Genomic DNA, 15,748 nt, shown 5'->3' with positions numbered 1-15,748 from the left:
ATGTTTCAATCATACTAAAATACTTATGACAACATATAATGAAGACAGCATCCGTTCCCTGGATTGGAAAGAGCATATCCGTCTAAGGCCAGGAATGTACATCGGTAAATTGGGAGATGGGTCTGCTTATGATGATGGTATATATGTATTACTCAAAGAGGTGGTAGATAATTGTATTGATGAGTTTGTGATGGGAGCAGGTAAAATTATTGAAATTTCAGTAAATGAGAACAAGGTTACTGTTCGGGATTTTGGAAGAGGAATACCAATTGGATCCGTAGTAGATGTAGTTTCAAAGATCAATACAGGCGGTAAATACGACAGCAAAGCTTTCCAAAAATCTGTCGGTTTAAATGGTGTAGGTACCAAAGCCGTAAATGCCCTCTCTAATCAATTCACCGTACAATCTTATCGTCAAAATATCACACGAATTGCACAATTCTCAAAAGGTGAATTAATTCATGATGAACAAAAAGATACAACCCAACGGAATGGGACCTCGGTAACCTTTTATCCAGACGATAGCATTTTCCGAAATTATAAGTACAGAATGGAATTTGTTGAAAACATGATTTGGAATTATGTTTTCTTAAATTCAGGTTTGACCATAAGTTTTAATGGACAGAAATTCATTTCAGAAAATGGACTTAAAGATTTATTAGAAAGGAATGTTGAAACTGATGGAATGCGCTATCCGATTATTCATTTAAAAGGCGACGATATTGAAATAGCAATGACCCATGGGCAACAATACGGTGAGGAATACTACTCCTTTGTGAATGGTCAACATACCACCCAAGGTGGAACTCATCAAGCAGCCTTTCGGGAAGCACTAGTGAAAACCATTCGTGAATTCTACAAAAAAGAATTTGAAGCATCTGACATTCGTTCATCCATCATCGGCGCTATAGCAATCAAAGTACAGGAACCTGTCTTCGAATCACAAACCAAAACAAAATTAGGCTCTCAGAGTGTCGGACCTGATGGTCCTACAGTGCGGACTTTTATAAATGACTTTATAAAAAAAGCGTTGGATGATTATTTGCATAGAAATCCATCGACAGCAGAGGCCTTACAAAAACGTATATTACAGTCTGAGCGTGAACGTAAAGACATCGCAGGTATTAAAAAGCTCGCAAACGAAAGAGCTAAGAAAGCTTCTCTACACAACCGTAAATTAAGGGATTGTAAAGTTCATTTTTCGGATAAACATGAACGAAATCAAGAAACCACTCTTTTTATAACCGAGGGCGACTCAGCAAGTGGATCCATTACTAAATCACGTGATGTCCAAACCCAAGCTGTCTTTAGTTTAAAAGGAAAACCTTTAAATTCCTATGGTCTGACAAAAAAAATAGTCTATGAGAATGAAGAGTTTAATCTTCTTCAACATGCCTTAAATATTGAAGATGGTATTGAAGGTCTTAGATACAATCACATCGTCATTGCAACAGATGCCGACGTAGATGGAATGCATATTCGGTTATTGTTGATGACTTTCTTTTTGCAATTCTTCCCTGATTTAGTAAAAGCAGGACATGTCTCCATTCTTCAAACTCCATTATTTAGGGTGCGAAACAAGAAGGAAACCATTTATTGTTATTCAGACGAAGAACGAATCAATGCAATTAATAAACTGGGAAACAAGCCAGAGATTACCCGATTTAAAGGATTAGGTGAAATTTCCCCTTCCGAATTTGGATTATTTATTGGCGAAGATATGCGTCTAGAACCGGTTATCCTTTCTAAGGACAATAAGCTTTCTCAGTTATTAGAATATTATATGGGCAAAAACACACCCGATCGTCAACAGCATATTGTCAATAATCTTCGCATTGAGTTAGATATAGAAGAGGAACTGGCAAAACAAAAACTTGAAGCTGAAAAACAACTCCTATTAGAGTCCGAATAATGAACAATCAAACACTTGTCCTTATCCAATGCCAAGATAGAGTTGGATTGGTTGCTCTAATTGCCAATGTATTGGCTCTAAACCAATTAAACATCGTGACGATGCGGGAATTTGTTGATGAAATAAACAACAAATTTTTTGTCAGAGTAGTTTGTACTGGAGCCTTAGGTGATCAAAACAAACTTCATGATGAATTGTTAAACAAACTTCCTAAAGGAGCACAGTTAACAATAAATCCAGATTTAAATAAGAAATTGATCATTCTTGTCACCAAAGAACACCATTGCTTAGCCGATATATTGATCCGTCATTTTTTCAAATCTATGCAAGCAGAAGTTGTCGCCGTGATTGGGAATCATGCTCTTCTACAGGGTTTTACTGAAAAATTCAACATTCCATTTCATCACATTTCACATCTAGATAAATCTAAAGAATCCTTTGAAATCGAGTTAGCAGAAATAATTAAAAATTACTCTTGCGATTACATTATTTTAGCGAAGTTCATGCGTATTTTATCTGCCCATTTTGTCGCTAAATTTAAAGGTAAACTCATCAACATTCATCATTCATTTTTACCCGCATTTATTGGTGCCAACCCGTACAAACAAGCTTTTGAAAGGGGAGTTAAAATTATCGGTGCCACTGCGCATTTTGTAACCAACGATCTTGATGAAGGACCAATTATTGTTCAAAACACCAAATCCATTGATCATAGTTATGATGTAAACCGTATGCGGATAGCTGGTACAGAAATAGAAAAGGCAGTCTTGAGTCAAGCCATCCAACTCCTCTGTGAGGATAAAGTTATGCTCCAAGGTAACCGAACCGTAGTTTTTAGATAACAATCAGGCATGACCACCATTTGATTGAAACAAATCATCAATAGATGGTATCATTTTAAGAGTATTTTGCGGAAACTTCCTCGTTAAAGAAATATCGGCTATTTACGTACTAGAGATGCGAATCATGACTCTACATTTCTATCCTATCAATTGATTAACAAAATAACCAATCAAAGAAATACCTATTTTATTAAATTCACTAGTTTAGGTTTTGCGAAATTTTCCAAAAACTCCTAAAGGCAATTTAGGTCCCGATGTAGCTTGTAGATAGAGTTCTCCTATCTCTAAGTTTTTCACTTCAGGAAATGCAGTCCGAATTAAATTTTCAACAATAACGGAAGAAAAACCTAAAGAGTATGTGTTTAGAATCAGGAAATGTTCTTTAGGATCTAACAATTGTACCACATCTCTCATCATTTCCATGATATGATCTTCTAGTTTCCATTTTTCACCTTTTGGACCATGTCCATAGGCTGGAGGATCCAGAATGATTCCATTATAAGTATTCCCCCTTTTTAACTCACGTTTAACAAACTTCAAGGCGTCCTCTACAACCCACCTTATATCAGAAAGACCTGAAATTTCTTGATTTTCATTTGCCCAACTCACCACTTGTTTGATAGAGTCAACATGTGTGGTGTCAGCCCCGGCAGCTTTTGCAATCAAGGACGCCCCACCGGTATAGGCAAATAAATTTAAAACTTTCGGTTTAACAGTTTTAAAAGACTTAACAGATTCGGAAATATAATCCCAATTAACAGCTTGCTCAGGAAAAATCCCTACGTGTTTAAAAGAGGTTAAAGCCAGCCGGAACTGGATAGCGACATCTTCATTTTTATAGTGTATATGCCAGCGGTCAGGTGATTTAATATTCTTTTTAAGCCATTCCCCTGAAGTAGCGGATCGACCTTTGAACTTGATATGATGTCTTTTATTCCATTCAGCTTCACTCAATGTTTTGGGCCATACAGCTTGAGGTTCTGGGCGTATTAGGATAAATTCACCAAATCTTTCTAGCTTTTCGAAATCCCCACAATCAATAAGTTCATAATCTTTCCAGAATTGTGGTGTCAAAAGTTGTATATAAGTCGTACTCTTCAAAGTATATTTTTTCTGCAAAGATAGAAATTTCAAATGAACTACTGGGCTACCTAAAGTTACAAACTCATTGTATCCCTTGCCGCTTTCATTAAAGGGCTTGCAAATACGAAATCATTCAGCTCCTTATTGTCGGATTTTAACATGTCTTGATTAGATCCTTCCCAGTATTTCTTCCCATTATATAAGAATAAAATATATTCTCCGATTCCCATAACAGAATTCATATCGTGCGTGACTACCACCGTGGTACATTTATATTCATCGGTTAGATCTTGAATCAATTCATCAATTAAAATAGAAGTTGCCGGATCAAGACCAGAATTAGGTTCATCACAAAAAAGATATTTTGGAGTCATACTGATTGCACGCGCAATACCAACTCTTTTCTTCATACCACCGGAAAGTTCCGATGGGAATAGTTTATTTTTGCCTGCCAAATTTACCCTTTCTAAACAGAAGTTTGCTTGGTCTATTTTCTCTGATTTGCTCATCTCGGTAAACATATCCAACGTAAAAGTAATGTTCTGTTCAACAGTCATTGAATCAAATAAGGCAGAGTTTTGAAACAACATCCCGATCTCTTTTCGAATAGGGACCTTCTCCTCAAAAGGCATTTTTGTAAATTCCTTGGAATTAAAAAACACCTTCCCTTGGTCGGGTTGATGTAATCCGACGATACATTTTAGCAAGGTGCTTTTTCCAGAGCCAGATCCTCCGATAATCAGACTTACTTTTCCAGGTTCAAAGATTGCATCAATGCCATCCAGCACTACGTTTTTACCAAAAGATTTATGAATATTTTTAGCTTCTATCATTCCAAGTTATAACATTAATGCTGTAATCAAATAATCACTTGCTAGTATGGCAATACAGCCGATTACAACCGCTCGTGTACCCGCCTGACCAACCTCAAGTGCTCCTCCACGAACAAAAAAACCTTTGTAAGCTGGAACCGATGTAATAATAAAACCAAAAACAGTGGCTTTCACCATGGCAACAGCTAAGGTGAATCCATTGAACCCTCCTCGGATTCCCTCAATATAATCATCTGGAGTCACGGCACCAGAAAGTGCGCCTCCCAATAATCCACCAACTAATGAGCAAGTAATAGCAACAATCACCAGAACAGGAACCATTATCACTCCCGCAAGAATTTTTGGAAGAATCAAATAGCCGGCAGCATTTATCCCCATAATCTCTAATGCATCAATTTGTTCAGTTACGCGCATTGAGCCAATTTGAGAAGAAATGGAGGACCCTACTTTTCCCATAAGCACCAAGGCAGAAATGGTTGGTCCTAGCTCCAAAATATTTGAGTCACGATTAATTTGACCGATAACAGAGGTTGGTATGAGATCTGACACCAATTGGAACGCAATCTGCATGGTCATTACAGCACCTATAAAGGTCGAGATGATGACAATCAGGCCTAGGGATCCTATACCAATATCGGACATTTCAAGAAAAATCTCCTTAAAATAGATCTTCCATTTTTCGGGTTTTCGAAAAACATTTTTTAATAATAAAATATACTCACCGAGGTAATAAAATATCATACATTGGAACAGTTACACGTCATGATTTATCGTTTTCTTCGCTCACATAGAGGTATCCCCTATTGCGTTATTTTTGAAATGTTCAAGATACAAATTCTAAATGAATTATTTTTACCGACAAAACTAAATCATTTACCGAAAAAATGGAGTCCTAAGCCTAATTCCAATTATTTAATTTGTATTATAGTGTTAGTTTTGATCTCAACAAGACAAACATACTATGAACAACAAAATAGCAACTGGTATCTGGTTAGTTTTCATCGGAATTTTAACCCTCCTATATAATTTCAAAGTTATTGATTTTAATTTCTTTGCTGCCTTGCAAATGTGGCCACTACTTTTAGTTTCCATTGGGTTGGGTCTACTTATTCAAAATAAAAAAAATGCGACGCCCATCATCATTATTGTAAATCTCATTTTATGTGCTTTCATTTTTCATAGAGGAGTGACTTCAAAAGAAACGATTTGGGAAAATTTGAATATAGATACTCATAATACCGTTTCCGAAAACTATACTTCTCAAATCTCTCATGCCTATGATAGCGTGATGCAGAACGCAAAACTAACGATTAATGGCGGTGCTTCTAAACTAAATTTAATTCCTGCTTCTAATTCAGCTAATCTTATCTATTCACAAAGCAATTTTGAGGCTCCCTCATTGCTCCTAGAAGCAAAGGGGGAGAAAAACATTCAACTAGATTTGACTACAAAAGTTAAAAACAACCAAAAAGAACAACAAAGCACTAACATTGAACTTAATGAGAATCCTGTATGGGATTTCGAATTCAACCTTGGTGCCGCTACGATTCACGGAGATCTAAAGGCTTTCAAAATAAAAGATTTGGAAGTAAATTCTGGAGCTAGCTCTCTGACGTTATATTTACCACGACCGAGTCAAGGAACTAGTAAAATTGAAATCAACACAGCTGCCTCAAAGATATTCTTATATCTTCCCAAAGAAACTCAGTGTAAGGTCCAAACCGATGCCATTTTCTCTAATAATAAATATGAGGGTATTGATGTTGTTGAGGAGGACGCAAGAAAAACTAGAAATTACGATTCGACCTCGAACAAATATGAAATGAAAATAACGGGCGCAGCAAATTCATTGTCCATTTTACGCTATTAACCTTTGAAATCGTTAACTTTGCGATGATCATGAATAGGAAGAATTCAATAATATTACCCGGAAGTTATTGCAACTCCAAAACAGAATATAGCAGGTTTTTAACCAGAGAAATTCAAATTGGTGATATTCCAATGGGAGGACATCAACCCATCCGAATTCAGAGTATGACCACCGTGGACACCATGGATACATTGGGTTCAGTTGAACAAACAATTAGAATGGTCGAATCCGGTTGTGAGTATGTTCGAATCACTGCACCAAGTATAAAAGAAGCTGAAAATCTGGCTAACATAAAACTTCAACTAAAAAATAGAGGGTACAGTGTGCCCTTAGTTGCTGATATCCACTTCACTCCCAATGCGGCTGAAGTTGCTGCTAGAATTGTAGAAAAAGTAAGAATCAATCCCGGAAATTACGCAGATAAAAAGAAATTTGATCAAATAGACTATACAGATCAAGCCTATCAAGCTGAATTAGACAGAATATACAAGAAATTTTTCCCCTTAGTCCGAATATGTAAAGAATATGGCACAGCCATGCGTATTGGAACAAATCATGGTTCCCTTTCTGATCGGATCATGTCTCGCTATGGCGATACTCCAGAAGGTATGGTGGAATCCGCTTTGGAATTCATCCGAATTTGTGAAGATTTAAACTATTATAATTTAGTGGTTTCTATGAAATCTTCAAATCCGCAAGTTATGGTTCAAGCATACCGTTTATTAGTGGAGAAAATGGTAGCCGAAAACATGAATTACCCATTACATTTGGGAGTAACTGAGGCAGGAGATGGCGAAGACGGCCGCATTAAATCTGCCGTTGGAATTGGAACACTATTGGAAGATGGTTTAGGTGACACTGTAAGGGTATCTTTAACCGAAGAGCCAGAAAAAGAAGCCCCTGTTGCCATAGCTCTAGTAAATAGGTATAGCGCTCGGGAGAAAAATAGTAGTATCCAAAGCAAAAGAGAAATTATTAAATTATCAGACAATCAAGAAATAACACCGTACCATTCCAACGAAGTGAGCGCCTTTATCGGGGGTTCCCTAGTTCCAAGGATTATTGTTGACATTTCGAAAAAGAATTTAAGAGATCCTTTTATTTTAGCAGAAGTCGGTTATAAGTACGATGCAATTTTGGATAAATACCATATGGGCGATCAGTCTGTTGATTTTGTTTATTTAGGGGATGCACTTCCTTCCTTTACAATGCCAGCCAATTTAAAACAACTTTATAATTATCCGACATGGCTTACCTTAAAAAATAAATCAAACATTCATCCTATTTATTCTTTAAAAGAATTCAATGCAGCAGAGGTTAAGGATCCGTCCATTAACTTGGTATACCTTAGTAATGATCTGCTTGCTAGTGAAGATTTTGGAAACCTACAATTGGATAAGTCGATTATATTTCTTTTAGAAACTGACCACTTACACGGGATGTCGGATCAGAGACAATTTTTCTCAAATCTCAATGAAATAGGCATTGATAATCCAGTTATTATCAAACGAAGTTATGCAATTTCGGATTTTTCAGGCCCTATTGGAGATTTAATGAATCCAGAGGAACCTATATCCAAAATACAGCTCTATGCTGGAACAGATTTTGGGGCGCTATTAATTGATGGCTTAGGATCGGGAATCTGGTTGGATTCTCCGAGTACCCCTACTGATAAAATCGCATCAATCTCCTTTGGTATTTTACAGGCAACACGTTCGAGAATTTCTAAAACAGAATACATTTCTTGTCCAAGTTGCGGTAGAACCCTTTTTGATCTCCAGGAAACTACTCAAATGATTAGAAACCGTACAAATCATTTAAAAGGTCTCAAAATAGGAATTATGGGATGCATTGTAAATGGGCCAGGAGAAATGGCTGATGCAGACTATGGATATGTTGGAGCAGGACCAGATAAGGTTACCCTTTATAGAGGGAAACAGGTTGTAAAAAAGAATGTTCCCTCTTCAAAAGCTTTGGATGAGTTGATTGAAATTATTAAAACAGATGGACTTTGGATTGAAATGGAATTGTAAACTAAAAGTCAGCTCATCCAGAGCGAATCAGTTTAGCTTTACTGAATTTTCTTAAATCTCAGAATTGCGATATCACCTTGTATTAAGGCAAGTGTATTCTCCTTAACACTAAAAATATTCACTTTTTCTAGAGATTGAAAGAATAACGGTTCTGCATTACCCTGACAAGCCATTTTGGTAGAGAGAATTGCTTTAAATCGTATTGCGCTTCCTTTCAAATCAATTTGACTAGAAAACCTATTGCAACCACCATTACCAGTAGCGTTTTTCAGATCTTTTTCAAACTTTAGTGTCGGTTTCTTGTTCATAAAAGCCTCATCAATGGACCCGGACAGTCCAGCAATATACTCTAATTCCCAAGTACCTACCAAGTCTGAATCTTCTATAGCGATCTTGAATTTCGCCAAAGGAGGATTTGATCCATTAGAAAAGGAAAGAATTCCGTTCTCCAAAGAATAGTTGGTTGCTGATTTAAAAACATTTGCCAATGCACGATCAGATTCCATATCATCACAAGCCATCATTGTTGAAATACCAATGGAAAATTTGACGTTTCTGCCTGGTAATAATTGAAATTCACCGTTCATGGTGTTACAACCTCCCGTAGCAACATACCTGTTTTCTTCTGAAAGAAATTCTAAGTATGGCATCTTATTATTGATTTGTCCATCTATTGATTTCCCTGCCAATTCAGTTAGTTGCCATTTTTTTCCTTTAATTTCAGACCATTCTGCCTGCTCTTGGGTCGTCAAATTCCTCTGTCCTACACAACTCGTCAAGACGAGTATCATCACAGCTAAAACTCCATAAAGGTTGTTTTTCATACGTTACAATATTAATTTACTTTTAAAGTTATATATTAAAATACGAAAACTGAGAGTCGATCGCTACACAGCCGCGAAGACCTTCATTAAATCGAAATTAATACCATCTGTATAACAATATCTAAATGGGTCAAAATGTTTCGTAAAATAAAAATCTACTAAACAAGTATATTTTATAAAAAGTATGGCGATTTTAATACGTTTTACTTATGTTTGTAGCCAATTAGAATTAATCTAAAAAGAGTTTGGATTCCTTACTTATCAACATACTTACACCTGTCGCAATATTTAGTTTTATTGCTTTATTTACGCTTTTTGCAGTTTACGCGGAGCGCAAAATTGCGGGTTTTGTACAAGATCGTCTCGGACCAATGGAAACAGGCAAATATGGAATATTACAAACGTTTGCCGATATTCTAAAATTACTCCAAAAAGAATTTATAACTCCATCCGCTGCTGATAAAATATTGTTTGCGGTTGCGCCAATTCTTATTTTCGTAGCCGTTTTTATCGGATTTAGCGTTGTGCCTTGGGGACCAGATTTTGTCCCTGCCAATGTTCATACTGGACTCTTTTTTATAATGGCAGTCGTTTCCATTGATGCCATTGGCATTTTAATGGCTGGTTGGGGCTCAAACAATAAGTATTCCTTATTAGGTTCAATTCGCGCAATAGCTCAAATGATTTCTTATGAATTACCTGTTGGCTTGTCCTTAATTGCAGCGGTGATGATTACACAAACGTTGAATCTGAACGATTTAGTGTTTAATCAGGGCATATGGGCCGAGCAAGATATCTACTTTCTGGGGTATTGGAAGGTGAATGAAATTGGAGGAATAGTAGCTTGGAACATATTTCAAGCACCTCATTTACTAGTAACTTACATCATATTCTTTATAGCAACTTTAGCCGAGTGTAATCGGGCACCGTTTGACATCCCAGAGGCCGAGAGTGAGCTTATCGGAGGCTTTCACACAGAGTATGGTGGTATACGTTTTGCATTTATCTTCTTAGCGGAATATGCTATGATGTTTTTAGTTGCCATGCTGGGTGTCGTTATATTTTTGGGCGGATGGAATACTCCTTTACCAAATTTAGGAACTCTCGCTTTCGCAAATTGGACAACTGGATTGTATTGGGGAATCTTTTGGACTTTATTTAAATCTTTACTAATTGTAGCGGTACAAATATGGATCCGATGGACATTACCTCGTTTTCGTGCGGATCAATTATTAACATTATGTTGGAAAATCCTAATTCCGTTGGCTTTCATTTGCATGGCTATATCTGGATTATGGAGAATTTTAATTATGCTATAAAGTGATACTAAAAACAACAATACAGGGATTAATGACCGCAATTAAGGGTCTTACTTTAACAATAAAGCATTTATTTGGTGCACGGAATGCACGCACATCGTTTGACGTTAAAAAAGAGGATTATTTTTCCCAGCAGCACGGAGTGACAACAGTTCAGTTTCCCAATGTAAAAATGCCTATCCCTGAGGTCGCCCGGTATCAATTGCAAGTTGATATTGATGATTGTATTGTTTGTGACCTATGTGCCAAAGCTTGTCCGGTTGACTGCATCACTATTGAAGCAGTAAAATCTCCAGAGGCCATTGGAAAGACTTCTGATGGAAGTGTAAAACGATTATACCCTGCTCAATTTGATATAGACATGGCAAAGTGCATGTATTGTGGATTATGCACAGTGGTTTGTCCAACGGAATGCATCATGATGACTGACAATTATGATCGTAGCACAACGAAATTAACTGATTTAATTTATAATTTTTCGGATATGAGCGATCAGGATGTCGCTCAAAGAAAAGAAGAATGGACCAAATTTCAAGCTGAAAAGGAGGCAGCCAAAAACAAATAATGGAATTAATATTATTTTATGCTTTTTCAGTACTTGCTCTTGGATCAGCACTTTTGGTGGTTAGTTTAAAAAATACGGCCAGAGCCCTATTTCTTTTTTTCATCGTTTTATTTGCAATGGCGGGTCTATTTATCTTTGCCCTTGCAGACTTTGTGGCTATTACACAAATTATGGTCTATGTTGGTGGAGTCTTAATTTTAATGATCTTTGCCTTTATGCTATCCAATAGGGAATTACTATTAGATTTGCAGAACTCCACGGGTAAATTTTTATCGCTTCCAAATTGGCAATCAATACTTCTAAGTTTAGGATTTTTAGGGGTGATGATTTATGCGATTTTGGATTGGGATAAACAGGGACCAGCCGGATGGATAATAGAAAATATAAATGAAGGACAAATTATTAAGTCATCGGATAATAATATCGAACAATTAGGTATTAAATTCATGACTCAATTCTTGCTACCATTTGAAGTTATTTCCCTGTTCTTACTTGCGGCCTTAATTGGAGCAGCTCATTTATCAAGGAAGGAGGAATTGTCTTGATTACTTTAACTCACTTTTTAATTGTAAGCGCAATTTTATTTTGTATTGGGTTGTATGCTATTCTTGCTAAAAGAAACGCTATCATGATTTTAATAGGCATAGAATTTATTATCAATGCCGCTATTTTAAACTTAGTAGCCTTTGGACGTTTCGATAAATTAAATTATGCAGGGCAAGTTTTTGCACTATTCGCTATTGTCTTAGCAGCAGCTGCTGTGGCCGTTGGTCTAGCAATTATTCTAAACCTCTACAGGCATTATAAATCCATTAATCCTGATGACATCACAGATTTAAGAGACAAATGATTGGACTAACCAACATATCTGCAATTGAAGTAAGTATTCTGGTTACAGTTTTACCATTAGCTGCTTTTTTGATTCAGGCCTTATTGGGGAGCCGATCCCAATCAGGATTGATATCAATTATTGCGATTGCCATAAGTACATTTCTATCTGCGGTATTTGTCGTGAGTCAAATATGGACGAGCCAACCCCAAACGGCAACTTATAATTGGTTTACCATAGGAGATCATACCTTCACTTTTGGAATTCTCTTGAATAATATAACAGTTTTGATGCAACTGTTAGTTTGCATAATTGCCTTAGCGGTCCATATTTATTCAAGGACGTATATGAAAGGAGATCCCGGCATCCATCGTTATTGGTTATTTTTAAGTCTTTTCTGCTTTTCCATGTTAGGATTGTGTATATCTAAGAACTTGCTAATGATGTATATTTTCTGGGAACTTGTGGGCTTTTCATCTTATCTTTTGATAGGGTTTTGGTTTACAAAAGAAGCTGCTGTTCAAGCGAATAAAAAAGCTTTTATTGTAAATCGGATTGGAGACCTTGGCTTTTTACTAGGACTTGCAACACTATACAGTCTATATGGGAGTCTTGATTTAGTTGAATTATTTGCTCAAGATGGTTCCTTTTATAACGCCTCTGAGCTACAAACGGGATGGATTAATTTTGCAGGCATCTGTTTTTTTATCGGCGCAATGGCAAAATCAGCTCAATTTCCCTTACATATTTGGTTGCCAGATGCAATGGAGGGACCGACTGCTGTGTCCTCTTTGATACATGCAGCAACCATGGTTGCTGCAGGAGTATTTTTACTGAGTAGTATTTTTCCATTATTCAGCGAACCTGTCCTTCTCCTCATTACAATTATTGGAACAACAACGGCTTTAATTTCTGCTTATTTCGCATTAGCACAAATTGATATAAAAAAAATACTAGCCTTTTCCACCATATCTCAATTGGGATTTATGATAGTTGCAATCGGCATTGGCGCTTGGGATGCAGGCCTATTTCATTTAACAACACATGCGTTCTTTAAGTGCTTATTGTTCTTAGGTGCTGGTGCCGTAATTCATGAAATGAACCATTTAAAAGAAGCCAACAAATTAGATTTTGATCCTCAGGACATTAATAATATGGGAAACTTGAGAAAATGGATGCCTAAAACGTGTGCATTAATGATCATAGCCTCGCTTGCTCTGGCCGGTTTCCCTTTAACTTCAGGGTTCCTCTCTAAAGACGCTATATTAATTTCGAGTTTTGAATGGGGCATTAATCAAGGGGGATTTTATTTACTTATTCCAATCTTATTAAGCTTAACAAGTATATTAACGGCTTTTTATATTGGCAGATTAATTTTTAAAGTATTTTTTGGTGAGTTTAAATTAAAAACACAACCTTTTCATCTGCATGAGGCGAGTTCGGGTATGCTTTGGCCGATGCTATTTTTGGGGATATTTTCTTTTTTCATTATTTTCTCGTGGAATCCTTTTTCCTACCAAACAGTCGTGATATTGAAAGGACTTTCGATTAAATACGATTTTCAGAACATTCCTGTTTTACATGTTATCCTACCAATATTTTTTTCCCTAAGTAGCTTAGTTGCTTGGAAAATTGGGTGGAATTGGTATGTTAAAGATAAATATCCTATAAAATCACAAAACAATAAATGGTTAGAATATTCTCTAAATCAAGGATATATTAATGAGCTTTACGACAAGTTATTTGTAAACAGCACGCTTTATTTTAGTAAGATTCTATATTGGTTTGACAAAAAGGTGCTCGATGGTCTAGTGAATTTCTTTGGAAGCCTCACTAAAGGTATGGCAAGAACAGCAAGCTGGTTAGATCGAAATATTGTGGACGGATTCGTCAATACAGTGGGTGGAACGACCTACTACATAGGTCATCTCCTTAGATGGGTACAAAATGGCCGACTGCAAAACTATTTTGGTTTTGCATTTACGATGGTATTAATTGGAATTATTTATTTGATATTACGATAGGATGGGACTATTATCCTTACTTATATTTTTGCCTCTATTGGCTGTATTTGCTATTTTAATGCTGCCCAACAAGTATGCACAGAGTTTTAAATACATTGCTTTGTGTATATCCATATTTCAGCTTATGCTCTCAGCTTACCTATATCAATCTTTTGATTCTGGGGCTCCCTCGCATTTCAATTCAATCTCAAGCTATCAATTCGTTGAACATTCGCCTTGGATTAGATTAGCACTGGGGTCAATAGGTAATTTAGAAATCGATTATTTAATTGGTGTAGACGGTTTCTCCCTTCCTTTAATTTTTTTGAGTTCGTTTGTTATGTTGATGGGAGTTGGTGCTTCATGGAATATCGAAAAAAGTAAAAAAGGGTTTTTCTCTTTATTGATGATTTTGAATATGGCAGTCATGGGCATCTTTTGTGCACTCGATTTCTTCCTATTTTATGTGTTTTACGAAGTTATGTTGCTTCCTTTGTACTTTTTAATCGGGATTTGGGGAGGATCAAGAAGAGAATACGCTGCCATTAAATTCTTTATTTACACGTTATTTGGATCCGTATTCATGTTGCTTGTTATTGTTGGATTATATTTTTCTGTTCAAAATCCGCAAACTGGAGCGCATACTTTCAATATGCTCCATATGATGAATCCAGAAAATTATGTACCGGGATCCTTCTTTGAATTTTTAGGTAAGTCGCATGAAATATTAGGCATACCTTCTAGAATGGTCGGATTTATTGTCTTATTTATAGCTTTTGCAATCAAAATCCCTATTTTCCCTTTACATACCTGGCTTCCAGATGCCCATGTTGAGGCCCCAACTCCTGTCTCCATCATACTAGCAGGGATACTGTTAAAAATCGGTGGATATGGAATAATCCGGGTTTGTTTAGGTATTTTTCCTGACGCCCTAGCTGATGCCAATTGGTGGTTGGGTTTAATTGGTATAGTTTCTATTGTATATGGAGCGTTAAACGCCTTAGCCCAAACTGACTTAAAGCGAATGATTGCCTATTCTTCTGTGTCACATATGGGGTTTGTACTCTTGGGCATTTCCTCTTTAACGGCAGAGGGTTTGTCAGGAGCAATGTTCCAGATGATGAGCCATGGATTCCTTTCGGCTGCATTATTTTTTTTAGTTGGGGTTTTGTACGATAGAGTTCATGACAGATACATTTATAATTTCAGAGGATTAGCCTCCATTATGCCAAAATACACAACCTATGTTGCAATTGCATTTTTTGCTTCTTTAGGTCTACCAGGGTTCTCCGCATTTATCGGAGAAGCTTTTGTAATCATCGGTACATTTAATGCAGAAAGTATACCTACAGGTATACCACGGTGGATGGCAATATTTGGCTCATTAGGGATCTTGCTGAGTGCCGCATATTTCCTATGGACCCTACAAAGGATGTTCTTTGGTCAAACTCGTTTAAAAGGAGGTAATGAATGGTTTCTAGCATTGAAGGATTTAAACGCCAGAGAACAGATTATTCTCTTTCCGACCCTAGCATTAGCCCTGGCTTTAGGCATCATGCCTTCGCTTGTATTTGGGATATTAAACGAGTCGGTTTTGGGTTTATTAGCATTAGTTACACCCTATTTGTAAGAAAT

Annotated in this window: 14 protein-coding genes; 10 read left to right on the top strand and 4 right to left on the bottom strand. The window is 36.6% G+C overall.

Annotation, left to right across the window (positions count from 1 at the left end; all coding sequences use genetic code 11):
• Positions 1–25 precede the first annotated feature (25 nt).
• Both AC6CHH_RS04630 and purU read left to right on the top strand, forming a co-directional pair.
• Positions 26–1,912 carry a DNA topoisomerase IV subunit B gene (locus tag AC6CHH_RS04630; RefSeq protein ID WP_498280218.1) on the top strand — a complete coding sequence of 629 codons (1,887 nt, stop codon included), beginning with the start codon at positions 26–28 and terminating at the stop codon, positions 1,910–1,912.
• Positions 1,912–2,754, top strand: coding sequence for a formyltetrahydrofolate deformylase (purU, locus tag AC6CHH_RS04625; RefSeq protein ID WP_498280216.1), 843 nt, complete (start codon positions 1,912–1,914; stop codon positions 2,752–2,754). Before AC6CHH_RS04630 ends, purU begins: the two co-directional genes overlap by 1 nt.
• 204 nt (positions 2,755–2,958) lie before the next feature.
• On the opposite strand, the gene AC6CHH_RS04620 is transcribed toward purU, so the two are convergent.
• Genes AC6CHH_RS04620 through AC6CHH_RS04610 form a run of 3 tightly spaced genes read right to left on the bottom strand, consistent with a single transcriptional unit; the run spans position 2,959 to position 5,411 of the window.
• Positions 2,959–3,855, bottom strand: coding sequence for a class I SAM-dependent methyltransferase (locus AC6CHH_RS04620; RefSeq protein WP_498280214.1), 897 nt, complete (start codon positions 3,853–3,855; stop codon positions 2,959–2,961).
• Positions 3,856–3,911: 56 nt separating this feature from the next.
• Positions 3,912–4,670, bottom strand: coding sequence for an ABC transporter ATP-binding protein (locus AC6CHH_RS04615; RefSeq protein WP_498280212.1), 759 nt, complete (start codon positions 4,668–4,670; stop codon positions 3,912–3,914).
• Positions 4,671–4,676: 6 nt separating this feature from the next.
• Complete coding sequence (locus AC6CHH_RS04610; RefSeq protein WP_498280210.1) at positions 4,677–5,411, bottom strand: MlaE family ABC transporter permease; 735 nt, start codon at positions 5,409–5,411, stop codon at positions 4,677–4,679.
• A gap of 220 nt (positions 5,412–5,631) precedes the next feature.
• Here AC6CHH_RS04610 and AC6CHH_RS04605 point away from each other — a divergent pair, with 220 nt between their 5' ends.
• The gene (locus AC6CHH_RS04605) at positions 5,632–6,540 is read left to right on the top strand and encodes a toast rack family protein (protein WP_498280208.1); all 909 of its coding nucleotides are present in this window, start codon (positions 5,632–5,634) and stop codon (positions 6,538–6,540) included.
• 29 nt (positions 6,541–6,569) lie between these two features.
• Positions 6,570–8,573, top strand: a complete 2,004-nt coding sequence (gene ispG, locus AC6CHH_RS04600) for a (E)-4-hydroxy-3-methylbut-2-enyl-diphosphate synthase (protein WP_498280206.1) — start codon at positions 6,570–6,572, stop codon at positions 8,571–8,573.
• Between the two features lie 38 nt (positions 8,574–8,611).
• On the opposite strand, the gene AC6CHH_RS04595 is transcribed toward ispG, so the two are convergent.
• Positions 8,612–9,397 carry an META domain-containing protein gene (locus tag AC6CHH_RS04595; RefSeq protein WP_498280204.1) on the bottom strand — a complete coding sequence of 262 codons (786 nt, stop codon included), beginning with the start codon at positions 9,395–9,397 and terminating at the stop codon, positions 8,612–8,614.
• Positions 9,398–9,642: 245 nt separating this feature from the next.
• Between AC6CHH_RS04595 and nuoH the strand changes: the two genes are divergently transcribed.
• From nuoH to AC6CHH_RS04565, 6 genes are read left to right on the top strand one after another with little or no spacing between them, the layout of a single operon-like run.
• Positions 9,643–10,716: an NADH-quinone oxidoreductase subunit NuoH gene (gene nuoH, locus AC6CHH_RS04590; protein WP_498280202.1), complete on the top strand. Its 1,074-nt coding sequence runs from the start codon at positions 9,643–9,645 to the stop codon at positions 10,714–10,716.
• Positions 10,717–10,747: 31 nt separating this feature from the next.
• Entirely contained in the window at positions 10,748–11,281 is a 534-nt protein-coding gene (locus AC6CHH_RS04585) for a 4Fe-4S binding protein (RefSeq protein WP_498280200.1), read from the top strand.
• Positions 11,281–11,826, top strand: coding sequence for an NADH-quinone oxidoreductase subunit J family protein (locus AC6CHH_RS04580; protein ID WP_498280198.1), 546 nt, complete (start codon positions 11,281–11,283; stop codon positions 11,824–11,826). Before AC6CHH_RS04585 ends, AC6CHH_RS04580 begins: the two co-directional genes overlap by 1 nt.
• A complete protein-coding gene (gene nuoK / locus AC6CHH_RS04575) occupies positions 11,823–12,131 on the top strand; it encodes an NADH-quinone oxidoreductase subunit NuoK (RefSeq protein ID WP_498280196.1) in 309 nt (102 codons plus the stop codon). The genes AC6CHH_RS04580 and nuoK overlap by 4 nt, the downstream gene beginning before the upstream one ends.
• Positions 12,128–14,134: an NADH-quinone oxidoreductase subunit L gene (gene nuoL, locus AC6CHH_RS04570; protein ID WP_498280194.1), complete on the top strand. Its 2,007-nt coding sequence runs from the start codon at positions 12,128–12,130 to the stop codon at positions 14,132–14,134. Before nuoK ends, nuoL begins: the two co-directional genes overlap by 4 nt.
• A 1-nt stretch (position 14,135) precedes the next feature.
• A complete protein-coding gene (locus tag AC6CHH_RS04565) occupies positions 14,136–15,743 on the top strand; it encodes a complex I subunit 4 family protein (protein WP_498280192.1) in 1,608 nt (535 codons plus the stop codon).
• Positions 15,744–15,748: the final 5 nt, after the last annotated feature.

The sequence above is a fragment of the Sphingobacterium sp. GQ94 genome (assembly GCF_059758715.1).
This window is presented reverse-complemented; position numbering and strand designations above follow the sequence as displayed.

What these genes read in the sequence shown, in the direction of transcription:
- AC6CHH_RS04630 (WP_498280218.1), top strand. Translation starts at nt 26, where the DNA reads ATGACAACATATAATGAAGACAGCATCCGTTCCCTGGATTGGAAAGAG.
- purU (WP_498280216.1), top strand. Translation starts at nt 1,912, where the DNA reads ATGAACAATCAAACACTTGTCCTTATCCAATGCCAAGATAGAGTTGGA.
- AC6CHH_RS04615 (WP_498280212.1), bottom strand. Translation starts at nt 4,670, where the DNA reads ATGATAGAAGCTAAAAATATTCATAAATCTTTTGGTAAAAACGTAGTG.
- AC6CHH_RS04610 (WP_498280210.1), bottom strand. Translation starts at nt 5,411, where the DNA reads ATGATATTTTATTACCTCGGTGAGTATATTTTATTATTAAAAAATGTT.
- AC6CHH_RS04605 (WP_498280208.1), top strand. Translation starts at nt 5,632, where the DNA reads ATGAACAACAAAATAGCAACTGGTATCTGGTTAGTTTTCATCGGAATT.
- ispG (WP_498280206.1), top strand. Translation starts at nt 6,570, where the DNA reads ATGAATAGGAAGAATTCAATAATATTACCCGGAAGTTATTGCAACTCC.
- AC6CHH_RS04595 (WP_498280204.1), bottom strand. Translation starts at nt 9,397, where the DNA reads ATGAAAAACAACCTTTATGGAGTTTTAGCTGTGATGATACTCGTCTTG.
- AC6CHH_RS04585 (WP_498280200.1), top strand. Translation starts at nt 10,748, where the DNA reads ATGACCGCAATTAAGGGTCTTACTTTAACAATAAAGCATTTATTTGGT.
- AC6CHH_RS04580 (WP_498280198.1), top strand. Translation starts at nt 11,281, where the DNA reads ATGGAATTAATATTATTTTATGCTTTTTCAGTACTTGCTCTTGGATCA.
- nuoL (WP_498280194.1), top strand. Translation starts at nt 12,128, where the DNA reads ATGATTGGACTAACCAACATATCTGCAATTGAAGTAAGTATTCTGGTT.
- AC6CHH_RS04565 (WP_498280192.1), top strand. Translation starts at nt 14,136, where the DNA reads ATGGGACTATTATCCTTACTTATATTTTTGCCTCTATTGGCTGTATTT.